The organism is Falcatimonas sp. MSJ-15 (assembly GCF_018918265.1).
Classification (GTDB): Bacteria; Bacillota; Clostridia; order Lachnospirales; family Lachnospiraceae; genus Falcatimonas.
In genome coordinates this window covers 103286-129208 of record NZ_JAHLQC010000005.1, presented here as the reverse complement: position 1 = coordinate 129208, position 25923 = coordinate 103286, and the positions used below count along the sequence as shown (strand labels likewise).

Below are 25923 nucleotides of genomic sequence, written 5' to 3'. Positions count from 1 at the left end.
CTTTTATTTAAAATCAGATTTTATCATTTTAAAGATTTCATCCTCTTTTAAATACAATTCATTTCTGATGCTGTCTTTTCCCTTAGGCTTGTACATCTGTTTCAGCTTCATCTTTACCTGTCTTTCAGTTGGTATCTTTTTGCTTGATGGAAATGCTTTTTTATATGCTGCTATCACTTCTTCTGCAAGTGTATCAGTAAGCTTGTAGCAGGTCTGCTTTCTTGAAGTGAGCAGACAATAGATTACCACCTGTAATTTATCCTTTAACTGCTTGCTATATAATGGGATGCTTCCAATATCTGTATATTTCATTCTGTCTAACATCTGGTTATTGATAATGACCTTACATGCATTCTTGTACTTTGTAACCTTTGCCTTTTTGCTGCTGTTTTTCAATATTTTAAGGCATATCCCTTTAGAAACTCCAGCCTTATAAAGGTCATCTGCAAGACTGGTGATAGTTCCCTGCTCCCTTATCTTTCCCACCATTTCATTTCCATCTGGTGTGCGCACATAGATACTGTAATGTTCATACATGAGGGAATCAAAATAGTCATCATCACAGGCAACACTTTTCCTTATCTCATCTGTAAGTCCAAACCAAATCTCATCTATTGACATCTTTCCAGGTCTCACATTTTTAGTATTATTTTCTATAATGTCAACTAGAAGTCCCATTCTCTGCTCCAGTTCTTTTTTAAGTTCCCTTGTACTGAAAAAATATTGTCTCTGAAACATCTGATAGCTTAAAAGGAATAATATTCTTTTGTCTGCCACCAGTTTTCCATCCTCATAGCTTAAGCATTCCTTCAATTCTCCCATGGAATCTATTGCAGCCCTTGTGACCTGTGCCATCAGCTTCTGGTCCATCAATTCTATCTGCCACATGGCATAATCTCCATTCACTTTTTCCTCTTCTGCCCTGATGGAATTTAAAATATCCAGTTTCTTCTGCATAATATCATGGAAACACATTATCTTTTTATAATTCTCTGATACAATATCTGTGATGCTTTTAAAAGGGCTGTTTGGAAACATCATTGGTTTCCCATCCCTGCAATAAGCATTATCCCTTGTAGTTCCACCAGTCTCCATATACATATGGTCTTCCAGTATCTTTCTTCCTACCTGAATGCTTACCTTATAGATACCATCATTTAAGGAATCCAGCTTGTCTGTATCTGAAACAAGAATGACATCATCTACCACTTCCACCTGATTTAAACTGCACACAATTCCATTTGCATCTGATATGTCCACCTTTGCTTCCTTCATCTTAGGAAGTATGATTGTTGCACACTTGATGGATTTTGATGCTGTTCTTCTTGCCCTGTTTAAAAACTGTTCTATCAGGTCAACACTTATGTTTCTGTCTGTCACTGCAACAAACATCTGTGCATTATCTGGATAATCAACAATATTGACTCCCTCCCCAATAACAGAGGTGCTTAATATCCCTTTCAGACCTTTGCTGTCTATCTTGGAATTTTCTGCAATATCCTGATAGACCGCCGTCTCCTTGTCTTCATTTGTAAGTCTTACAATGCCATCATCAAGGCTTTGCATTAGGTAGCCTATCTTTTTCTTGCTGTTTAAAAGGATGATTGGGAATACCTCTGAAAGATTGATGGTCTTGATATATTCCAGTACGTCATCCACAAATAAGATTTCCAGCTTGTCCATTGCAGGCTTCTTCTGTCTGCTCATGAACTCTATTATTCTGTTATAGTGGAAAAGAGCCATGGCATATGGTGTTGCTGTGATAAGTATGGTGTTTTGGAATACTTTCTTTTCAATTCCATGAATCATGGTTCTTATGCCATCTTTTCTGAACAATTGCTGATTTGCAAGATTATGGCACTCATCAATGATGAGGATGCATTTTTTGTCTACTCCCAAATCATTTTTGAGATGGACTATCCAGCTTTTGACATCATCCACCTTCTCATAGGTGCAGCATATAATACTTGCATTCTTATCCAGGTCATCACCACCGATAAATCTACTTACATCCTTTTCATTTCCAACCTGTATGGCTACTGTTCTGGTTGGCACTGCAAATACCACCATAATATCATGTCTTCCTGCAACCAGCTCTCTTGCCCTCATAAGAAATGATGCTGTCTTTCCAGACCCAGTAGGACTGATGCACAATTGGATTCCTTCATCATTTAACATTCCATCCAGTACCTGCTCATTTGCCTTGTTATCAAGGATATAGGTGTCATACTGGTATTCCTCTACCTTTTTGCAGGCATATCCATCTTTATAAAAAATATCTCTGATTACAGAGGCATCCTTTTTTACTCTCTCACCTTTCATTCCCATTGCTTTTTCTCCATTCTGATAAAAATAAAAAGAGACATTATAATAGGTACACTAACCGAAAATAGCACTGCATAATATATGAGTGCATTTTCTTTTCATACTGTCATAATGATAGCATCCATGACAATTCATGGAGTATGCATTATGACTTGCCTATTGTAATGTCTCTTATTCTTTAAGACCGATTGTGAAAGCTTATCTGCTTTATATGTTTACAATACCGCATTCAGAACACCATGTCAATGTTTTTTGTGCATTATCTATAATTATTTTCCTATTATACTTATTACTTTTTGTATAATAAGTACATACTTTCTATTTATCTTCCATATAGAGCAATTCCTTTATTATTTCCACCTTATTAGGCTCTATTTGCTTTATATATGGGAAGGCTTCTACAAGCTCTTTCCTCTCCAGTTTAACTAGGTCATGCAGTCTCCATAACATAATTGGCTTATTTTCCTCCTCAAGCCTATCTAATGCCCATATCACTTTCCTTGCATTATATTTTTCTGCTGGCTCTATATTATCCTCTATCACCCTATTGCATTTTTTCATCCTTTCCAGCTGATACCCTGATATGCCTGTTCTTTTTCCTACTGCATAATATGAAACTTTCACCGGTCTTGTTCCTCTGCATCCATGTAGGTCTTCAATTGTGCTTTTTACATCTTCCAATTTCAGTTCATCAAGCTTATCCCAGTCTTTTATATGATTATTGTTGTCAATGTTTCCACCTCTCCAGCCTTTTGCTTTTTTCTTTTGTGTGATGGTGACTGACATACGCACCAGGGATGGGTCCGCATTCATTTTTCTTGCCACCTCTGCCATGCTCATGCCTTTATCCATCAATTTCTTAACTTTTTGGTCAAACTGTTTTTCTGGTGATTGTCTGGGTACATGCATTGTCACTAATTCTTCCATATCTATTCCAAGCATCATTGCAGTCATGCAGACTACCTCAAATCCTCTATAATCCCCGCTCATAAGTCTTTGCATTCTGGCTTGTGTAATATTTTCCAATTCTTCCATTCCATTATAAAAGCCCTGCATTTCCCTGTACAGCTTGGAATAATAGCAGTATTCACCTCTCACTGACAAATATTTTGTTCCGCTCATCTTATACCTTAAGAATTTATCTATAGTAACTTTTTGTTTTCTATCAACTGGACTTTCAAATATGGCAGCAACATATTTTGCTAATTTTATCTGTACTGGCTTCTTGCTGTAAGATACATCATAAGTTTCTGGAATACACCCTTCTGCCATTTTTATTTTGGCATCAGCTTCTGAGTTCATTGGAATTTCACTGTTTTCAAAATAGCATCCATGGATATGACAGACATGGATATTTTTTATCTGTGGAATCCTATGCCAATATGTCTCTCCATATTCTTCTCTGTCACTTTTTGCACACAATGGACAATAGCGCATATATCTTGTTTCTGTTTTCTTTGTGTTGTTACCACCAAATAATTTTAAATAATCTCCATCATTATTCCTTAATGCTTCATATGCAGCATCTCTTCTATCCTTATCTAAGAATCTTCCATAATAAGGGTACATGGTATGCTTTTCCAGTAATTCCTCAAATGTCATATTTCTTGTCAACTGTTCTATCACTTCTGGTCTTATATTCTTAACAAACTCCTTATCTATCTTTCTGTGACCGCTCACAAATATATCTTTGTCTGCATTTTTATAAGTGATATACCCACTCTGCGCATAGTATCTGGCTAATACACTTGAAACAAGCTCATCTGGATATATTTTAGGAAAATATACAATACTCATAATCTCACCTCTTATACTGCAATTTCTGTAACAGATATTTTATCCTGCAGCAAATCTAATATATCCACATGGTTTTTCTTTGCGGTCTTAGCAAAATCACAAAAAGACCATTCCTCACCACTGACCTCTTCTCTTGCTGCTTCATTTGTTTTTTCTAAAACCTGTTGTTCTTCCAAGGATGGAATGTTCTCCTTTTTTCTTTTAGAAGCTGTTTTCTTTATTTTCACCTCTGGTTGTATATGCAAATGAAGCATCCGCATTCTCTGGTAGGCATCTTCCAAAACATTCAAATCCACACACTCTCTTCCATCCAAAATGCTTATTTCCTGTGCTGTCTGAAATAAAAATATCACATGGGAAAGTGTACCTGCTGAATGCTGATAGAACCAGTTTATAATTTCATCTGTAAGCCTGCTTTTCTTGCTCACATATTGAAAATTCCACAGTTCTTTACAAAATGTCTTAAAATAACTATTGTATGCACATCTTCCATAGGTAAGCCCTAGTGTTCTTCTGGCAAGATAATCCACACTTTCAAAGAATGGTTCAATCTCTGGTGTTCCTACAAATACAATGCTTATACCGCTCTCATTTAATAATTCTGTCAGCATAGACACTAGCTGCATTCCTGCCCTATGCTTAATCAAATTTTGAATCTCATCAATACATAAAACTGCAACATGATTAAGCAGCACTTGTGAAGTGGATATTAATAATGTATTGATATTGCTTCTGCTCCTTACAGTCCCCTCATAATAGGAGCTTCCTATGGCAGCATCTATCTTTTGCAGGATGGCAAACAACATACTCTTTGCAGAGCAATCAAAAGGGCACTGCACATTAATAACAGGGATTATCTTACTATATGGATTTTCCATTTCAATCACCCTGTCTCCACCCATTAGCTGAACTGCTTTTGACAATGCTGTTGTCTTACCAATTCCACTACATCCTATGATGCTGAAACTGTCACTGCCACCTAATACACCATCAAAGGATATTCCTGTTTCATTCACCTCTGCCCTCAAATTTTTTGCATTGATATTTCTCTGCATGACTGCAAGCCTGCTCTCTTTCTTCTGCATTGACTTCATCATGGCAAGATACAACTTTGTATATATCTCCACACTCATATCTGAAGGTAGGTAAAAAGAACTTATATCACTTAAATGCATAAGCCTTACTGCCTGGTTCTCACTTCTGATTTCTTTTTCATAAATAGGATGCACTGTCATTCTATCCCTCAATGTCTCTCCTGTTATCATAGGTTCTAATTTTTCCATGATATTCCATTCACTCTTATACATTTGATGCCACCTCTCTCACATGATTTTTATGTGTCCTCATCTGTTCTCTCTGCCTGTTGTTCCTGATACCCTTTATGGATGGTTTTGCACATTCTGTAGAAGTTTCTGCTATCACCTGGATTGCCTTTGCCAAATCCACCTCTGCTTGTGTTTTCTGCTTCTCTTCTGTTTTCACCAGTTTTCTTTGCTTTGTTTTCATTTGTGATACTTCATCCAGACATTTATCCCTGTATCTGCTCTCAATTAAATCAAATTGTATGTATGCTCCATTTTCTATCAGCCATACATGATTGGAACTATCCATGTCATATGCAACCTCACATTCTTTCCCCTGTAAATATTCTTCCTTGTACAATGGATTGTGATAATGCATTCCATTCACTGCTAGTCCATATCTGCTGAATTTTCCTATTGTCCTTGGAAGAAGCACCTGTATAAGTTTTTCTCCCGTCACATCCATGAAATTTCCTCCAAGATTATCACATGCCCATTTCCACACATGACATGGAATAGGTTTTACTTCTGCTTCAAGCATATCCTCTGTAAAAGGAAATCTTTTCAATACCCTGTTGGAATTATAAAAAATGATGCAATGCAGGATGACCTTTTCAAAATCATTCATGGTAAGACAGGCATCCTTCCGGTAGTCATGCACACCTCTTTCCTGAAAATCTGTTTCTATCACACCTTTTCCCTTTAAGATTGGTTTGAAATAATTTTGCAGGGCATTAAAACATTGCTCTACTGGGCCCTTCTCATCAGCACGAAAAGACTTCAGATTTATAAGCTCCACTCCAAGGTCTGTTATCTGTGCAAAATTTTCTCCCTTATACTCACTTCCCTGGTCTGTCACCAGCTTCAAGGGTAATTGCCTGGATGGCCATTGTTCTTGCTTAATCTCAATGCCATATTTTCTACAATGCTTCACCTTATCAGCAATTACATTGAGCATAAGGTTTCTTAAGGAATAGATACCGCCTTCCCATGAAAGTGAATAACCACAAATCACTCCTGAATATGCATCCACACACAATGTTAAAATAGGTCTTCCAACAATTGCCCCGCTCTCATTGACAAGATAAATGTCACACACTGTTGCATCCAGCATTCCCATTCCAATTGTAGGTGCAAATGTCTGCACTCCATCCCCTGTCAAAGGTCTCTGGTTTCTCTGATAATAAGACAGACCATTCCTGCTGATGTATTCTGTTTCCTTTTTATTGTATTTCCGATAAAAATATCTGAACTGATAGTATGATGGATATTGCTCTTTCAATGAACCATCTGCATTGCAATAAAAATGTTGCAACATAAGAGTGTAGCAATTTTTCAATGTCCTTTTCTTGGTTGTGTAATACCATTTGTTCAGTGACTTTCTCATATTCTTTTCATCTGCACTCAGCTTCTTCTCTGCTTTTTTATTCCCTGGTGCAAGACTTCTGACATCCATTGTTGCAAGATACTCACACAAATAATTTCTGACTGTCTGTTTGGAAATACCATATCTTTCTGATGCCCTTTTGATTGCTTCTGTTCTCACGCTCTCCTCTGAAAGGAAAGGAAGAATACCTGAAATCATGTTATATCTCTGATATGCTGTTTTTCTGCTCTCCCCCTCCATGGCATCTATTATGTCTATTGCTTCTGTCTTTGCTTCTTCCTCTTTTTCCACACAATCAGATAATTCCTCATATGTTTTCCATACCGGCATAGTCTTTTTTACACAATCAAGCACAAGCACCTTTTCTTTTAAGTCTAACACCCGATATATTCTTTCTTCTGCTCCAACTTTTCCTTTTAGAAGCATTCCTTTTCTCATATCTGCTTTGTTCATGAGCCTACACCTCTTCTTCTATCACAATGCCCCAATCACTCACACCATGAGACTTCCAATAGTTTCTGCTTGCATCCAAAAGCTTTGTTGTCATTGGCTTTGTAAGATGCTTTCTGCTCACACATTCCCTTACCATAAGGTTTCCATCAGCTTTGGTGATAACAAAATCAGATGTATATGCCCCTTCTTCCAACCCCTGCAACAATACATTAACTTGGAACGACTTCACCTCTTCTGTTTCCGACAATAGATTTGCATAGGCATATTGAATTGCATCATAAGTTTTACAAACATCATCACACTTATTCACATACCTCTTTGTACATTTTGCTCCTTTGTAATTCTTTTTCCTCATAAAATGCCACCTTTCTTTCCAAGGAATACAAGAGTAGGAAAATGCCAAAAATGAGCTTTAGTTTTTGGCAAAATGCCAAATTTGCGATTTTTGGCAAAACGCCAAAAACGTGAATCCTTGGAAGCCTTGATTTTAGGGCATCCCCAAAAACGGATTTTGCCAAAAATGAAATCTCCATATATTCAGGCAACCCTCTTTATCCTCAAAAGGCAAAATCCTTTATCCTCACCTATTTTCTCTTTCAAGGCATTTTAGGACTTCCTTCAAGGTCTTGGCTTACTCTCTCTTTCTTCTCTCTTATCTCTCGATATTCCTCTATTTTCAAGGCTTTCTCCATGGTTTTAAGTAAAAGAAAAAGACCTCATAGAACGGTTTTTCCGCTCTACAAGGTCTTTATTTTCTCGTTATTTTATTCATTCCCTAGGCTAAAGATTTTTGCCCCTTGAGGATAAAGGGCATTGCCTTGGGATATCAATTAACTGACGTAATTATGCTCTGCCAACTGATCCGAATAATTCCATTTTTTCTTTTACAGTTGCTTTGATAGCTTCTGCACCTGGAGCTAATAACTTACGAGGGTCAAATCCTTTACCCTGAAGGTCTTTACCTTCTTCAATGTATTTTCTTGTAGCTGCTGCAAATGATAACTGACATTCTGTATTAACATTAATCTTTGCTACTCCAAGTGAGATAGCTTTCTTAATCATATCAGCTGGGATACCTGTACCACCGTGAAGTACAAGTGGCATATCACCTACTTTATCTTTAACAGCTTCAAGTGTCTCAAAGCTTAATCCTTTCCAGTTTTCTGGATATTTACCATGAATATTACCAATACCTGCTGCAAGCATTGTTACACCAAGATCTGCAATCTTCTTACATTCATCTGGATCTGCACATTCACCAGCACCGATAACACCGTCTTCTTCTCCACCGATTGAACCAACTTCTGCTTCAAGTGACATATTGTTCTTTTTGCAGATTTCAACTAATTCTTTTGTCTTTGCAACGTTCTCTTCGATTGGATAATGTGAACCATCAAACATAATTGATGAGAATCCTGCTTCTACACATTTTAAACATCCTTCATATGAACCATGATCTAAGTGAAGTGCTACTGGAACTGTAATATTTAATTCTTCAATCATTCCTTTTACCATTCCAACAACTGTCTTATAACCTGTCATATATTTACCGGCACCTTCTGATACACCAAGAATTACTGGTGAGTTTAATTCCTGAGCAGTTGTTAAAATTGCTTTTGTCCATTCAAGGTTATTAATATTGAACTGACCTACTGCATATTTTCCTGCTCTAGCTTTCTTTAACATTTCTTCAGCTGTAACTAACATCTTATTACCTCCATATACTAAGAATTTTCATGTTTCTTTGTATATTATACCCTAGTTTTGATAAAAATGGAATACCTAATAATTAATTTTTTAACAAAGTATGTTAATTTTTTATCGTTTTATTATTTTGGCTGCTTCGACCATGTTAATAAGACTTGCTTTTGTCTCTTCTTCGCCTCTTGTCTTAAGTCCACAGTCAGGATTAACCCACAATTTGTCTTCATCAATCCATACAAGCATCTTCTTAAGTGCATCTACTATCTCTTCAACTGATGGAACTCGTGGTGAATGAATATCATATACTCCAGGGCCTACTTCTGTCTCAAAATTATTAGCTTTTAATGATTCAAGTATCTGTAAGTCTGATCTTGATGCTTCAAATGTAATAACATCAGCATCCATATCATCTATTGCTGGAATAATATCTGTAAATTCACTGTAGCACATATGTGTATGTATCTGTGTATCAGGTTTTACACCGCTATGAACAAGTCTGAATGCCGGAATTGCAAAATCAAGATATTCTGTATACCAGTCAGATTTTCTAAGTGGTAATTTTTCTCTTAAAGCAGCTTCGTCAATCTGAATTACTTTTATTCCATTCTTTTCAAGGTCAAGTACTTCATCTCTTATTGCAAGTGCGATCTGTGCTATTGACTGTTCAATTGATATATCTTCTCTTGGGAATGACCAGTTAAGAATAGTTACAGGACCTGTTAACATACCTTTTACAGGCTTGTCTGTAAGTGACTGTGCATATACTGACCAATCTACTGTTATTGGTTTTTCTCTGTATACATCTCCCCAGATAACCGGTGGTTTTACACATCTTGTACCATAAGACTGTACCCATGCTTTTTCTGTGAAAAGAAATCCTCCAAGTGATTCACCAAAATATTCAACCATATCATTTCGTTCATATTCGCCATGTACTAATACATCAAGTCCTATCTCATCCTGCCATGCTATACACTGTGCAATCTTCTTCTTATTAAATTCTATGTACTCTTCTTTTGAAATATTACCTTTTTTATATGCTGCTCTATTAGCTTTAACATCTTTAGTCTGTGGGAATGAACCAATTGTTGTTGTAGGGAATTTAGGAAGGTTAAGTACTTTCTTCTGTAATGCCTGACGTTCACTTCTTAATGGAAGTCTTACATAATCAGCATCTGTTATAGCTTCATAACGAGCTTTAACTTCTTCATTCTCTTTAACTCTTGTTCCATTGAATAACTTCTGGTTATTAATATATGTCTCTTCATTATTAATATCTTCACTGTCAGCTAGTGCTTTTAATTCCTTAAGTTCTTCTAATTTTTCAATTGCAAATGCAAAATGTTCAAGATATTCTTTTGCAAGTTTTGTCTCATTCTTAAGTGTAAATGGCACATGTAAAAGTGAGCATGATGTTGATAATACTGTATTAATTCCGGCTTTCTCTAATTCAGCAAGTTTTTCAAGTGTTATTTTATAATTGTTTCTCCAGATATTTTTACCATTTATAAGTCCTGCAAATAATACTTTATCTTTAGGAAAACCATATTTTTTAACAAGTGCATCTGTCTGTTTGCCTTCAACAAAATCAAGACCTACTGCATATACTGGAAGATTTACAACTGTTTCATAGGCATCTCTTATATCACCAAAGTATGTCTGTATAAGAATCTTTACATTTTTTGTATCTTTGCATACTTCTTCATATACTTCTTTAAGAAGTTCTATGTCTTGTGATGTCATATCATATACAAGTGCAGGTTCATCAAACTGTAATAATGTAATGCCTTCTTTTTCTGCCTTTGCAATTAATTCTTTGTATGCGGCTGCTACTGCGTTTTTAAAATCTGCGGCTGTTTTATTACCTGTATAACGGCAGAGTTTTAAAAGTGTATATGGTCCTGTTAATACAGATTTTGTATTATATCCTTCTTCTTTTGCTTCTCCAAAAAGTCTGAATAACTTATCTCCTGCAAGTTTTACTTCTGTATCATCTTCTACTTCTGCAACAATGTAATGATAATTAGTATTAAACCATTTCATCATTGCAAGTGCCTTAACATCACCTTTTTCTCCCTGATATCCTCTTGCCATTGCAAAGTAAGTGTCAAGTTCTGAAAGTCCTAAATCTGTGTATCTCTTTGGAATAATATTAAAGAGTACTGCTGTATCAAGGAATATATCATAGTAAGAAAAATCATTAGATGTTATATAATCTATTCCTGCATTCTTCTGTGCTTCATAATGCTCTTTTCTTAATTCCTTTGCTACACTTTCAAGTTCTTTTGCATCTATCTCTCCTTTAAAATATTTTTCTGATGCAAACTTTAATTCTCTTAATTTTCCAACTCGTGGAAATCCTACTATCGATGTCTTCATAATATTGTTCTCCTCCTGTTTCTATATCGCTTATACAAACCTACGCATCCGTTTATGCAACGTCAATCTCGCATAACCTCTGTTTTTTCATATTTTATACAAAGTATTGTCATTTGTATAATACCTGTATTCTCTACCTTGTCATAGTTTTATCCTATACCAAACCCGTTTCTGGCTGTTTTTTCCTACTTTTCTTCTTGCTATTATTTTTCAAATGTATTACGATAGTAATTTAGAACTTTAAAAAATTAAGAAAGGATACACATGAAAAGATATGGAAAAGAAATACAAACTATCTCACTATCTCTACAAATATCGTGTTAAATATATTCTCGGTATACTAACACTCTTTGCTGTTGATATAATCAACACATATATTCCACAGTTTACAGGTGAAGTAACGGATGGACTTACTGCCAGAACACTTGATATGTCAGGTGTATACCACCTCATTATTAAGATTCTGCTGTGTGGTCTTGCCATTGCACTATGTCGTTTCCTGTGGAGATATTTTATATTTGGTTCTGCAAGAGCTATTGAATATGATATGCGTAATGACCTCTTTGCACATCTTGAGACTCTCTCAATGAATTATTATAATAAAAATAAAACAGGTGATCTTATGGCTCATTTTACAAGTGATCTTAATGCTATAAGAATGTCTGTCGGTATGGCAGTTATATCTTCTTTTGACTCTATATTTATGACTATAATGATCCTTATTAAGATGTTCTTTAACATAAGTATATCACTTACACTACTTGCATCTGTTCCACTTATAATTATCGCATTCGCAAGTATATGGTATGGCAAGAATATTAAAATCCGTTTTGAAAAAAAACAGGAAGCATTCTCAAATCTTACTGATGTTGCCAATGAAGATATCTCGGGTGTAAGAGTTATAAAAGCATTCGTAAGAGAACGTTCAAGGCTAAAAGAGTTTGCAAAATATAATCAGGATAATATGGATAAAACTATGGATGTTGTTAAGTTACAGGCTGTAGCAATACCACTTCTTGACATCATCACTGGTCTGTCAAGTCTTATAACTCTTGTATATGGTGGTTCACTTGCAATTATGGGTAAGATAAGTCTTGGTCAGTTTATCGCATTTAATCAATACATCGGTATGCTTGTATGGCCAATGCTTGCAATCGGTGAGAGTATTACTACGTTCTCACAGGGTAAAGCTTCTCTTAACAGAGTATATTCTATCTTCAGTGCCAAATCTGAGATTATTGACAATGGAACTTATGACAAACCTGTTATGGGTGATATTGAACTTAATCATCTCTCATTTAAATATGAAGATAAAACTGTTACAGCACTTAATGATATCACACTTAAAGTTAATAATGGAGAAAGTCTTGCAATCGTTGGTAAAACCGGCTGTGGTAAGACAACTCTTGTCAATCTGCTTCTTAGAATGTATAACGTTGACAACGGAATGATTAAGATAGATGGTATTGATATTAATGATTACAAACTTAAGCATCTAAGAGAAAGTTTTGCTTATGTATTGCAGGATAATTTTCTATTCTCAGATACTATAACTAACAATATCGGTTTTGGTTCTTCACATCCTACAATGGATATGATTACTAGTGCAGCCAAAAATGCTCTTATCCATGATAATATAATGGATTTTAAAGATGGTTATGAGACTCTTGTCGGTGAACGTGGTGTTACAATATCAGGTGGTCAAAAACAAAGAAGTGCCATTGCACGAGCTCTTCTAAAAGATGCACCTATACTTATTCTTGATGATTCACTGTCTGCTGTTGATACTGATACAGAAGAAAAGATCCTTAATAATCTATCACAGATTAGAAAAGGAAAGACAAGTATCATAATCGCACATAGAATAAGTACTATTATGAACGCTGATAAGATTCTTGTACTTGATGATGGCAATATGGCTGAATATGGAACTTTTGATGAACTTGTTAAAAAAGGCGGCATATTCGCTACAATGTATGAAAAACAACAGCTTGAAAAACAGATTGATAGCGATGAATCTAACGAAGGAGAGGTGAAATAATATGGATACTCTTGATCTTAACAAAGATAATATTGATAATATTAATAAAACACATGTCTTTAGACGTCTTATACGATATATAAAACCTTGCCTGCATCTTTTTATCGTATCCCTTGTACTCGTCCTTATGATTACAGGGTTCGATCTTGCAAGGCCGGTTCTTCTTGGTGATGCTATTGATGAATATATTCTGCATGATACAGATACATCATCTGACAATATTAATAATCAGTCTATAAGCACTAATTCTTTGGCAGATAATAGCAGACAAAAAGATCTTGCCGGTATAAGAAAAACATCAGTAATATACCTTATACTACTTATACTTACGTTCATCTGCAACTGCTTACAGACTCTTTTGTTACAGTATACAGGTCAAAAAGTTATATATAATATAAGGCAGGAGGTATTCGAACATACGCAGGCTCTTTCACTTCGCTTTTATGATATTAATCCTGTAGGTAAGATTACTACAAGAGTAACTAATGATGTCGAAGCCTTAAGTGAGATGTTCTCTGGTATCCTTGTAAAACTTTTCAAAAACTTTATAAAGATTATAGGACTTGCAACAGTTATGTTGTCAATCAATGTAAAACTTGCTCTGCTTGCATTTATTGTACTTCCTTTCGTTGTTATAATTACTATAATATTTAAGAAAATATCAAGAGCTACTTATCGTGTCACAAGAAGCAAAATAGCAATGCTTAATGCTTACCTGTCAGAACATATATCTGGTATGAAAGTAATTCAGATATTTGCAAAAGAAGTTTCAAAATATGATGAGTTCGAGAAAAAAAGTCTTGAATTATATAATGCCAATTACAGAGAAATGATGGTATTTGCAGTATTCAGACCTATCATATACTTTATATCAATAATCGCTCTTGTTACTGTTATTGGAACCGGCAGCCATGCATTTCTTAATGGAACTATTACAATAGGTACTTTATATATCTTTATTCAATATATAAGTTCATTCTTTGATCCAATTCAGGAACTGGCTGAACAGTTTGGTACACTTCAGTCTTCTATAGCTTCTGCTGAGAAGATATTCACACTTCTTGATGAGAAGCCTCAGATTGTTAATCCTTCTAACCCTATTCCGGTTAAAGAAGGTATTAACAAGATTGAATTTAAGCATGTATGGTTTGCTTATGATAATGAGAATTATATTCTAAGAGATGTAAGCTTTACTATCAATCCCGGTGAAAAGGTAGCTTTTGTCGGTGCAACAGGTGCTGGTAAGTCATCAATTCTTAACCTTATCGGAAGATATTATGATATTCAAAAAGGTGAGATCCTGATTGATGGAATTAATATAAAAGACATTGATAAAGATGCACTTAGAAAAAGAATTGGACAAGTTCAGCAGGATGTATTCATCTTCTCAGGTGATATTAAGAGCAATATCAGCCTTAACAATCCTGACATAAGTTATGAAGATGTTGTTAATGCAGCCAAATATGTCAATGCAGATCATTTTATAAGTAAACTTCCAGGCGGATATGATGAGCCTGTCACAGAACGTGGTCAGACATTATCACAAGGTGAGCGACAGCTTCTGTCATTCGCAAGAACACTTGCTTACAATCCTTCAATTCTTGTTATGGACGAAGCAACTGCCAATATCGATACAGAAACTGAGATTCTTATCGAAGAAGCTCTTAAGAAACTTATGTCAGGCCGTACAACTATTATGGTTGCACACAGACTCTCTACAATACAACATGCTGATAAGATTATGGTAATGCACAAAGGTAAGATTCGTGAATCAGGTACTCATCAGGAGTTGCTTGCAGCAGGTGGACTTTATAAAAAATTATATGAACTTCAGCAAAAATAATTTATATTATTTTAAGTTTCATTTTACTTTTTTAAGTTTTCGTCCGATATTCCTTCTATATAAAGGAGGGATACGCTTTGGGTAAGATTATCAAGCTGGAGTGTCCTGCCTGTCACCACTACGAGGAGATTATATTTAACAATGATAACAGTGATAAGGAACTTGGACAGATTATATCCAGATTATCAGATTATGAATTTGATATTGCACAGCAATGGCTTAAAGAGAATGAAATTAAATCCTACAAATCAGTTTCAGTTTTAACTTTTTGTCCAATATGCAAAAAACTTGAGACTTCAAATATACTAGAAATTACATCATTTAGTGGTAACAGAAAATCATTCGGTCTTAGGTGTGATACATGTCATACCGAAAAAGATATCATAGATATCGACAATTATATTCCATGTCCCGAATGTGAGAATAAAATGAAAATCGTGGAGATGGGCTATTAAAGCCTGTCTCCACGATTTTTTATTTTATCAAAAGTTCCATATTAAGAAATCAATATTGGTATGCCTGATGTTGCTACTTTTTCTATCTTCTTATATTTCTTATTCTACTTCTACTATCTTTTATATACAATCTCACTGCCTATAATTGTATATCTGACTTTTGTCTCGATATTAAATGGCACTCCATCTGTAATTACAAAGTCAGCATCTTTACCGACACTAATACTTCCAACTCTGTCTTCAATTCCAAGATGCCTTGCCGGATTAATTGTTATCGCTTTTAATGCATCAAATGGATCCATTCCCGATTCTACTGCAAGTCCTGCACATAATGGAAGATATTGAAGTGGAATTACAGGACAATCTGTTATTATTGATACATTAAGTCCGGCTTTTGACAATACTCCAGGTGTCTTAAAAGTCTTATTTTTAAGTTCTACTTTTGTAGCCTGACCAAATGAAGGTCCAACAGCAACCGGATAATTATCTTTTACAAGTTCATCTACAATAAGATGTCCTTCTGTACAATGCTCAAGTGTAAGATTAACATCAAGATCTTTTGCAATTCTTATTGCTGTAAATATATCATCTGCTCTATGTGCATGTGCTTTTAATGGAATCTCTTTATTAACAACCGGAAGAAGTGCCTCTAGCTTGTAATCAAATGCCGGCTTTTTACTTATATCTTCTCCTGCTTCTTTTATCTTAGCATTATACTCTTTTGCTTTATATAACATCTCTCTAAGTTTTGCTGCTGTTGTCATTCTTGAATATATACTCTTTGTCTTATAACATCTTTTTGGATTCTCACCAAATGCACATTTCATCGCAACTTTATCTTTGACAATCATATTATCAATACGCTTGCCATAAGTCTTAATCGCTGTGAATGTACCACCAATAACATTAGAACTTCCCGGACCTGTTGCTACAGTTGTAACTCCTGCTTCTCTTGCATATTCAAAAGCCTCATCAAAAGGATTAATTCCATCAATCGCATTAAGCTGTGGTGTTATAGGATCATTAAGTTCATTATAATCCTGACCTTCGTATCCTATTCCATACCCATCAAGTCCAATATGCCCATGTGCTTCAACAAATCCCGGATATATATGAAGACCTGTCGCATCAATAACTTCTACTTCTTTGCTATCTGCTACATCTACATTGCCCGAAATTGATATAATCTTTCCATTCTCACAGACAATATCTGCTGTATATGGTGTCTTATTAACCGCATCATGTACAAGTCCATTCTTAATAACTAACATAGCTTTCATCCTCTTTTCATGTCATTTATTATCAAAGTATACTACACTCAAAGCAAACGCCTTGGTGTTTATTGCTTAAATAGCATCTTATACTACTTAATTCTTCTTAAAATCATCTACAACTCTATAGCTGTTTTTGCCATATTTCTTAACTCTATATAATACATCATCTGCTTTACTCATAAAATCCCATAATTTATTCTGGCCATTAGGAACTTTTACGAATGCTCCCTGTGATAATGTAATATATTCATTAACTTTTGAATCTTCATTAACTATTGCAAGATCAGCTACTTTTTGTTTTATTCTTCTTACAACTTCTCTTATCTGACGTTGTTCCATTCCTGTAAATACTATTACAAATTCATCACCGCCATACCTCGCCGGATATACATGCTCATTCTTCTCTCCAAGAAGCACATGTGCAATAGATTTTAAGCATTCATCACCTTTTAGATGTCCATATCTGTCATTATACTGTTTAAAAAAGTCTACGTCTATAAGTGCAACACCATACAATGATTTTTCACTATATGCTTTTTCAAACGTCATCTCCGAATAATTATTATATCCCGTTCTGTTAGCAAGACCTGTAAGTTCGTCTGTCTCTGCTTTGATACGCATCTTCTCACTATATTCTTTAATCTCGTCTATCTCAACAATCGTATCATTAAGATTAGTTCTAAGATTAATTATATTCTTAATATCTTTGTTATGATTTTTAATCTTATTATCATAACTTGCAAGAAAAGCTTCTGAACATCCTATATACTCAGGAAACTTTTCCATCTTAAGATAGTATTTCATAAGAATTCTCTGCACACTCATCATACCATCCTGGAATTCTTCATCTTTACAATCTTTATAATAACTCATTATGTTCTCGAATTCATCATATCTATTTATTTCAAGAAGCATATCGCAGAACTTAAGTGAAGTTTCATATATCTCAATAACATATTCTTCAGTTTTCATTGCTTCAACAGCTAATGCTATATATCTGTCACGCTCTGCATCTTTACCTATCTTATGATCATATATTGATGCAAACATATATATTGGCACTTCATCAACACTTCTGTAACCATCTTCATGCACAGATATTAATTCAAGCAGCTCTTTTACTATTCTTCCTGCATCATCATATTCGCCCTGCAGCACATGAATCTCTGCTAATGACTGTAATACTGTAGCTTTGTTAAAATAGTAAAATTGATTCTGTTTTGCATACTCATAATATGCGAAACTCTCTTTGTAATATGACATTGACTTTTCATAATCCTGAATCTCAAAAAATAAAAGAGCAATATTACCTGTTACCATAGCATATTCATAAAAAAGTCCGGCTTTTTTGGCATATTCTGCTGACTTTAAGTAATTTTCAATAGCATAAGCATAATTCTCATCACTTCTATAGAGTATTCCCATAATATTATATGCTCTTGCTACTATATCTTTTGCATCAGCTCTTGTACCATACAATAGGCTTTTTCTTCCATATTCCATTGACTTTTCATAATTAGCCATATGATAATAATATTCACTCATATAATAATTACCATAAGCTAACAGCTTATCATCTTTTAATTTTTCTCCGATCATAATAAGACTGGAACAACTAGTGTTAACCCGGTCGTATGCTGATACTCTATCTTCCATTATCTTTTTGACTAAGTTTCGGACTTCTTTGTCGTAGTTTTCAAATCCTGATATCATTAAATCACCCTTTGTCTTTGTGTTTGAAATAATATTATGTCTTTAATTACGATGTAAATGTCCTATTAAAAACTTTTTATCCAATCTAAATAGTATTTATCAATTCTAGATATTATACAATTACATCTCATGTAATCTATTTTACAACATATTCTCAAACCTGTCAGTAGGAATTGGTTCACTAAAGAACATTCCCTGTCCTATCTTGCAATTCATATTTGATATAAATTCAATCTGTTCTCTTGTCTCAACACCTTCAACTACGACTTCCATATTAAGCGCATCTGCAAGATTAACTACATTGCGCATTACCATTGTATTTCTCTCAGCAAAATATTCTCCAAGAAGAAATTCTCTGTCAATCTTAAGCACATCAAAATTCAAATCTGTGAGAAGGTTAAGAGATGAATAACCTGTTCCAAAATCATCAATTGCAGTTGTAATATTATTATTCTTCAACTGGTTGATAGTCTCCCTAAGTCTCTCATATTCAGCAATATATGCTGTCTCTGTAAATTCTATCTCGATAAGGTTAAATGGTACATCGTATTTCCTCACTATATCAATTATCTTATCGGCAGTATCTGTATTTAATAAATGCTGTTTAGAAAAATTTACTGCAATTCGCACAAGTTTTTTACCTTCATGCTGCCATCTCTTTATATTACGACATACCTGCTCTAACATAAAAAAGTCTGTTGAACATACAAATCCATTACTCTCAAATAGTGGAATAAATTCTGCAGGTGTAAGTATTCTGCCTTCATATCTCCAACGAATAAGTGCTTCTGCTCCTACAAGTTCATTATCAGCAAGTCCTACTTTGGGCTGATAATATACCAGAAAATCTCCATGTTCAAGTGCTTTTTTCATGCTTCTCTCAAGCTCTGCAAGTATAAGATTCTTATGTCGTTCTTCTTCGCTATAATAAAATGCTTTTATGTTCTTATGTGCTTTAGCTACACTAAATGCATCAAGTACTTTTTCCATAATATCTGTAAAACTTGTATCATCTTTTTCAATATTACATATTCCTATATATGTTCCTATTGTAACAGTCTCTCCGTCAAGATTAACATCATACGCTTCAAGCATCTTAATATAATGTTCAAGATTATCTTTTTTTACAACTGCACAGAAGCTGTCACCACCTGTTCGGCAAAACATCTCTCCATCTCGCATCTTGTCTGACATCTCTGTTGCAAATTCTGCTATAATCTCTGTTCCTCTGTCATAACCATACATTCTATTAACTACTTTAAATCCACGAAGATTAATATATAATACTGCAAATTCAGTTCTAAGGCTTTCTTCATCTTTTAAAAGTCGGGTTAAGAATCTCTTAAAGCCATTATAATTAAATATACCTGTATCTAGATCAAGTACTATCGAATTCTCATATATGAGTTCAGCACGAAGTTTTGTTATAAGCCAGGCTGCGTATGCATCACATAGAAGATTAATAGTATCTGTATCTGGTAATCTGTCATCTTCCATATATGTTCTGAATATAACTTTTCTCAAATCTGTTACTTTATATTCTTTTGCAAACACTTGCTTTACTCCATCACTTTCGTAAAGTTCTCCATTATATATAAGATATTCTGCTGTATCCGTTTCTGATATAACATAACTTGCAACAATGCTCCTCACTCCTGCGTCTTCTGCCATTGTATTAAGTTTAAGCTTTAATCCATCTGTTAATGTTCCATCATCTAGTAATGTATCTAGCAGTGAAGTTGTTACTTTTCTTTTCTTCATATTACATCTCCATAATTTTATACGAATTATTCTACCCTTAGGGCAGAGTTTATACAAGGGGAAATATTTCCCATTTTTCAAGACGAATATGAGTTTTTAGAACTATATATGTATAACTACTATGCCTGCCTGCTTATAATTTCGATAAACTTGTATGTATCAACCGGTTTTGAATAATAATATCCCTGAATATCATCAACTCCCAGTTCATACATCTTCTCAGCCTGATCTTTTTCTTCTATTCCCTCTGCTACTATCTTAAGATTCATACTATGTAACATAGAAACTGCAAATTCAAATGCAATTTTTGCTTTTTCACTTTTAAAATAAGACCATACAAAATATTTATCAATCTTAACTATTGATATTGGTAATCCGATAACATAATTCATATTTGAGTATCCAGAACCATAATCATCTATTGTAAATGATGAACCTGCAGCTATAAGTTCATCCATATTCCTTATGAATATCTTTTCTGATTTTATCGCCGCTGTTTCTGTTATCTCAAGATTGATAAAAGAAGGTGATATACCATATTCATTCATTATATCAATCAATATTTTTGCAAGATTCTCCTGCATACACTGCACAACAGACAAGTTAACTTCAATATATTCTATTCCATACTTTGCCGGATTATAATCTCTTATCATCTGGCATACTTTTTCAAATACTACTTTGCCAATCTCAAGTATTCTTCCATTCTGTTCTGCTATCGGAATGAACAACTCAGGAGATACAAATCTGCCTTCCTCATCTCTTATCCTTACAAGAGCTTCTGCTGATATATATCTTTTTTTGGCATTGGAATAGATAGGCTGATAATATACATCTATACTTCGTTCTTCTATCGCCTTTTTCACTGCATACTCTGCCTTTGTTATCTCTCGTTTTTCTTTTAATTTTTCATCATCGATCTCGATTATGTTCTTATTACCGTCTTTTTTACATTTCATCAAAAAGTAGTTAAGTGTATCTGATATTACATCAGAATTGTCACAACGTTTTACATAGAGATAACATGCATTAAAATATACTTTTAATGATACTTCGTTTATCTTCCATGACTTTTCAAAGCGTTCTTTAATCACTTTAAGATGCTCTGTTAACATCTCCATATTGTCGTATACTATTGTAAATTCATTTTCCGTTCGTTTAAAAACTGTACAATTCTTATTTTTACATAAAAAATCTACTATCTTCTTTAGCATAATGCTGGCATTCCTGTATCCAAATGTCTCATTTATAAAGCTATAATCATCTATTGCAAATACAAGTACTGCCATTCCCTTATCTTCTCTATTTATCCTATTTGCAATATATGTATATAATGCATTTCTATTAAATGCACCGGTGTCTTTATCTATATTGCGCTCTGGATTCTCTATCTTCATATACATATAGACAAGTGAGACACTCATTGAATATCCAACAAGAAGCCTCTCGTTGTTAAAAAACTGTACTGTCGCAGTTACAACCCATACTACTATCAAAAAAAAGATAGAATATCTCTTATAATCCGGCATCATCTTCATATATTTTATCATATATGCTACTACTATACCTACATATACTATTACTGCCAAATATGTAAGCATAACTGCCGGTCCATACGTATATACTGTATTAATATCCTTATGATACTGTATTGGAAGGATACACTCTAATACTATATATATGATAAGAAATAATATATATACCATTTTTAATGTATTTTTTACATTTTTAAGTGTTCCAAACACTGAATATATTGTATACAAAAGCACAGATACTGCTACTGTTACTACTGATACAAGATACATCTTGCATATTATATCAGTAACTATATAAGGCATAGACTGCCTGTAATTAATTGCTATTACCGACAATATATCAAGGCACAAGCTTATATAGACTGAAGCAAAAAGTCGTAAAAAATATCCTTCACCCAAAAGATTGAGTGCTCTTTGTCTTGCATACATAATAAGTATTACTGTTAGTAAAATTATCCCTGCTATCTGAAACTGTATATTAAATACCATTTCTTCCTCCACTCATTCTCCGATTCTTATATAAAAAATTGTTCTATACCGGTCTAAAACCTTCAAATATAAACAAAGCAAATTTGTCTTTCACTTCATCAAGTTTCTGTTGTGAACGTATCGTCCATGCTACCGGAAGACTCTTGAATAACTTTTTGCATATTCTTCCTGACAATTCATCCGGATATTGACAGTCATAAGATATAAAATCCGGTCTTCCAAGAAAATTGAACATAAGATGTCCAAGCACAAACATATATGGTCTTTTATCTCCTGACTTATAAAAATCACTAGCAAGCTGACCTCTTAAAATATGTGGCACATTCTTCTTAAACCATCTCACTGCAAGTGGATGAAAAGATTCTATACAATATACTCCTTTATAATCTTTTAGTACTCTATATGCTTCTTCACATACTTTTGTATTACCATTTTCACACTTTATCTCGACTATAAGTGGTACTTTAGCATCAACTATATCTAATACTTCCTTAAGTTTTGGTATCCTTTCCTTAGAATTAAAAAGTTCAAATTGCATAAGTTCATCATATGTATAATCCCATATATATCCCGGCTGTTTAAGACCTCTTTGTATCTTCTCATCATGATATACAACCGGAATATTATCTTTAGTAATAAGCACATCTAATTCTATTCCATAACCATTTGCAACAGCAGCCTTAAATGCCGGTTTTGAATTCTCCGGTGCATCTGTATTATTGTCATGAAACCCTCTGTGTGCATAATAATGCTCCATAAATGGACTTCTGTCCGGTCCACCATTCACTCTTGGCATTATAAGTAACAGATATGAACCTGATAACATAAGCAATATCATAATTATGATTAATATTGTCTTCATAACTTTCTCCCATTCTCATACCATACTATTTCGTTAATATACATACAACTTCAACATGTTTTGTAAAACCGAACATATCTACCGGTGTACATTCCTTAACTCTGTAACCTTTTATTGTAAAATAATTAAGATCTCTTGCTAATGTCTCTGGATTGCATGATATATAAGCTATCTTATCTGGAGACATTCGTACTACTGAATCCATAAACTGTGTAGTACTGCCACTTCTTGGTGGATCCATTATCACTGCATCAATCCTCTTTCCCTCGCTTGCAAGCTCAAGCATATAATCACCTGCATCATCGCAGAAGAAACTGACATTCTTAATATTGTTTCGCTTTGCATTCTCTTTAGCATCTTTAACAGCTTCTAAGTTAAGTTCAACACCTATTACATATCTTGCATTCTTACTTACTGCCAGTGATATAGTTCCTATTCCACAATATGCGTCAATTACTGATTCTTTTCCTGTAAGACCAAGCCCATTAATAGCTGTCTTGTATAGCATCTCTGTCTGAGATTTGTTAACCTGATAAAAAGATCTCGCTGAGATTCTAAATGTATATCCCATAAGCGTATCTTCTATATATCCTTTTCCGTACAACACTTTCTCATAATTACCAAGTACCATACTTGTAGCTGCAGGATTAATACTCTGTATAACCGTTGTTATATCCGGATGTAATTCAAGCAGTTTGGCTACAAAATTTTTTCTTGAAGGGAAATTCTCTGTCGGTGTAACAAGAACTACCATTATCTGCCTGCTTGACGCACCACGTCTTACCATGACATGTCTTAAAAGACCTGTATGTCTGTCTTCATCATACGCCTGCATCTTGAATTCATTAGCTAAATTTCTGATTGTAAGAATTATTTCATCTGCCTTTTTATCATTAATAAGACACTTATCAATGGGAACAATCTCATGTGTTCCTTCCTTGTATATACCGGTTGTAATACCACCCTTTTGTGTTTTTCCAAAAGTTGAATGAACCTTGTTCCTGTAATTATAAGGATAGTACATTGATGAAATCTCATTTACTTTACAGAATTTTGATAAAAGTTCTTCTATATACTTCTTTTTCTCTCTGAGTGTCTGTTCGTATGACTTCTCACACATCATACATCCACCACATTTATCATATGTACATCTTCTTTGTTCCATAACTCTTAAATCTCCATTTCTAAAAGGCTTAGCCATGTAAAAAAATGTTATTTATTCCTTTTTTTTACAAAATAATTATTTCTAGGACAAGATTAACATATTGTTAAACGATTTGCAACTCATTGGTACTTCCAATTTTTTACATTTTAAGATTTTTGTATACTTTAGCAGAAATTTTTAACTTATAATACAATTCATAGGCTTTGAGCTTTTAGCAATTAACAGATATAAGCCAAAGCATAGACAAAATAATATGAAATTATATAAAATCGCATAAGTTCTATATTAATTGCGTCCGGATTGGTATATATCAACAAAAGTAATATAGCAGGCGTGTTTTTGTTGGCACATATCAATCCGGACGCAATTTTCAGATTACATTATTAAATTTTCAAATATATGTTTTAATAACTACAATAATTATATTGGATATATTATATCTGCATTATTATATTATCATAATCAAATACCGGACCTCTATCAGTCCACTCTACTCTCATAAGCATTGCATGTCTATTCGGATCTCTTAATGGATCTCCTTTTATCTCTTCGTATGTTCTTGCATGGAATATACATATATCATCACCATTCTCATCTTTAACAAATGAATTATGGCCAGGTCCATATATTCCTCTGTCATAATCAGTCTTAAGAACCGGATATCTTTCTTTTCTCCATATATGTGGATCTAACAGATCATCATTAATATCAGCACTTAATAAGCCCATACAATAGCAGGCACCTGTTGCACTTGCAGAGAACGTAAGATATATTTTATCATCTTTTATAAGTACTGCCGGACCTTCATTAACCCAGAATCCAACTCGCTCCCAATCATAATCAGGTGTTGTAAGAAGCACTTGTACTGTCTTAAGTTTATTAGGAGTATCCATCTTAGCAATATATAGATTAGATACCATCTTGCCTACGCCAGTCTTCTCTGCCCATACAAAATATCTCTCACCTTTTACTTCAAAAGTTGTCGCATCAAGTGAAAATGCCTTAAATGAAAACTCATCTTCATCAGCAGGCTGCATCATTCCTAGTTCTTCAAATTCATCCTTCATAGGATCTCCCTTACAACACAGTACATAAGGTCTTATCTCCCATATATCTTCAGCTTTACCTGCTGCAAAATATATATAGTAGCATCCATTAATATAATGAAGTTCCGGTGCCCATATATGTTCGCTCATTGGTCCGCTTACATGCTTCTCCCATATAACTCTTTCACCCGCATCTTTTAACCCATTAAGAGTATCTGAACATCTTAATATGATCTTATCATACGCCGGCACAGATGCTGTAAAATAATACTTTCCATTTATTCTTGTGACAAAGGGATCTGCTCTTTGGATAATAAAAGGTGTATTCCATTTATTCAATTCCCCATTAATATGTGCTTGCATAAAAATACCTCCGAATTCAATTATTTAACT

18 protein-coding genes are annotated in these 25923 nt (G+C 34.2%); 3 read left to right on the top strand and 15 right to left on the bottom strand.

Features of this window, described 5'->3' with window-relative positions; translation table 11 throughout:
* Positions 1-3: 3 nt before the first annotated feature.
* From KQI85_RS05300 to metE, 8 genes are all read right to left on the bottom strand, one after another.
* Positions 4-2328: a DEAD/DEAH box helicase family protein gene (locus KQI85_RS05300; RefSeq protein WP_216575058.1), complete on the bottom strand. Its 2325-nt coding sequence runs from the start codon at positions 2326-2328 to the stop codon at positions 4-6.
* 315 nt (positions 2329-2643) lie between these two features.
* Entirely contained in the window at positions 2644-4122 is a 1479-nt protein-coding gene (locus tag KQI85_RS05295; RefSeq protein ID WP_216575057.1) for a TniQ family protein, read from the bottom strand.
* Positions 4123-4133: 11 nt separating this feature from the next.
* A complete protein-coding gene (locus tag KQI85_RS05290; protein ID WP_216575056.1) occupies positions 4134-5429 on the bottom strand; it encodes an ATP-binding protein in 1296 nt (431 codons plus the stop codon).
* Complete coding sequence (locus tag KQI85_RS05285; protein ID WP_253293756.1) at positions 5422-7263, bottom strand: hypothetical protein; 1842 nt, start codon at positions 7261-7263, stop codon at positions 5422-5424. Before KQI85_RS05285 ends, KQI85_RS05290 begins: the two co-directional genes overlap by 8 nt.
* Positions 7264-7267: 4 nt before the next feature.
* On the bottom strand, positions 7268-7618 hold the full coding sequence (locus KQI85_RS05280; RefSeq protein WP_216575055.1) for a Tn7 transposase TnsA N-terminal domain-containing protein: 351 nt from the start codon (positions 7616-7618) through the stop codon (positions 7268-7270).
* Positions 7566-7796 carry a hypothetical protein gene (locus tag KQI85_RS05275; RefSeq protein WP_216575054.1) on the bottom strand — a complete coding sequence of 77 codons (231 nt, stop codon included), beginning with the start codon at positions 7794-7796 and terminating at the stop codon, positions 7566-7568. The genes KQI85_RS05280 and KQI85_RS05275 overlap by 53 nt, the downstream gene beginning before the upstream one ends.
* A gap of 310 nt (positions 7797-8106) precedes the next feature.
* Positions 8107-8970 carry a class II fructose-1,6-bisphosphate aldolase gene (fba, locus tag KQI85_RS05270; protein WP_216575053.1) on the bottom strand — a complete coding sequence of 288 codons (864 nt, stop codon included), beginning with the start codon at positions 8968-8970 and terminating at the stop codon, positions 8107-8109.
* A gap of 111 nt (positions 8971-9081) precedes the next feature.
* Positions 9082-11346 (bottom strand): 5-methyltetrahydropteroyltriglutamate--homocysteine S-methyltransferase, encoded by a 2265-nt coding sequence (gene metE / locus KQI85_RS05265; protein WP_216575052.1) that lies wholly within the window; start codon positions 11344-11346, stop codon positions 9082-9084.
* A gap of 274 nt (positions 11347-11620) precedes the next feature.
* Between metE and KQI85_RS05260 the strand changes: the two genes are divergently transcribed.
* The 3 genes from KQI85_RS05260 (at position 11621) to KQI85_RS05250 (ending at position 15685) form a co-directional block, all read left to right on the top strand.
* Positions 11621-13387: an ABC transporter ATP-binding protein gene (locus tag KQI85_RS05260; RefSeq protein WP_216575051.1), complete on the top strand. Its 1767-nt coding sequence runs from the start codon at positions 11621-11623 to the stop codon at positions 13385-13387.
* Between the two features lies 1 nt (position 13388).
* Positions 13389-15230 carry an ABC transporter ATP-binding protein gene (locus tag KQI85_RS05255; protein ID WP_216575050.1) on the top strand — a complete coding sequence of 614 codons (1842 nt, stop codon included), beginning with the start codon at positions 13389-13391 and terminating at the stop codon, positions 15228-15230.
* 77 nt (positions 15231-15307) lie between these two features.
* The gene (locus tag KQI85_RS05250; RefSeq protein WP_216575049.1) at positions 15308-15685 is read left to right on the top strand and encodes a hypothetical protein; all 378 of its coding nucleotides are present in this window, start codon (positions 15308-15310) and stop codon (positions 15683-15685) included.
* Positions 15686-15798: 113 nt separating this feature from the next.
* Here KQI85_RS05250 and KQI85_RS05245 read toward each other — a convergent pair whose 3' ends face one another.
* From KQI85_RS05245 to KQI85_RS05215, 7 genes are all read right to left on the bottom strand, one after another.
* Positions 15799-16956, bottom strand: coding sequence for an amidohydrolase (locus tag KQI85_RS05245; protein WP_371820552.1), 1158 nt, complete (start codon positions 16954-16956; stop codon positions 15799-15801).
* Between the two features lie 96 nt (positions 16957-17052).
* On the bottom strand, positions 17053-18672 hold the full coding sequence (locus KQI85_RS05240) for a tetratricopeptide repeat-containing diguanylate cyclase (protein ID WP_216575047.1): 1620 nt from the start codon (positions 18670-18672) through the stop codon (positions 17053-17055).
* A gap of 141 nt (positions 18673-18813) precedes the next feature.
* Positions 18814-20433: a bifunctional diguanylate cyclase/phosphodiesterase gene (locus KQI85_RS05235; RefSeq protein WP_216575046.1), complete on the bottom strand. Its 1620-nt coding sequence runs from the start codon at positions 20431-20433 to the stop codon at positions 18814-18816.
* 119 nt (positions 20434-20552) lie between these two features.
* Positions 20553-22457: a GGDEF domain-containing phosphodiesterase gene (locus tag KQI85_RS05230; RefSeq protein WP_216575045.1), complete on the bottom strand. Its 1905-nt coding sequence runs from the start codon at positions 22455-22457 to the stop codon at positions 20553-20555.
* A gap of 43 nt (positions 22458-22500) precedes the next feature.
* Positions 22501-23319 carry a glycerophosphodiester phosphodiesterase family protein gene (locus tag KQI85_RS05225; protein ID WP_216575044.1) on the bottom strand — a complete coding sequence of 273 codons (819 nt, stop codon included), beginning with the start codon at positions 23317-23319 and terminating at the stop codon, positions 22501-22503.
* A gap of 25 nt (positions 23320-23344) precedes the next feature.
* A complete protein-coding gene (rlmD, locus tag KQI85_RS05220) occupies positions 23345-24484 on the bottom strand; it encodes a 23S rRNA (uracil(1939)-C(5))-methyltransferase RlmD (RefSeq protein ID WP_253293755.1) in 1140 nt (379 codons plus the stop codon).
* A gap of 434 nt (positions 24485-24918) precedes the next feature.
* On the bottom strand, positions 24919-25893 hold the full coding sequence (locus KQI85_RS05215) for a family 43 glycosylhydrolase (RefSeq protein ID WP_253293754.1): 975 nt from the start codon (positions 25891-25893) through the stop codon (positions 24919-24921).
* Between the last annotated feature and the right edge of the window lie 30 nt (positions 25894-25923).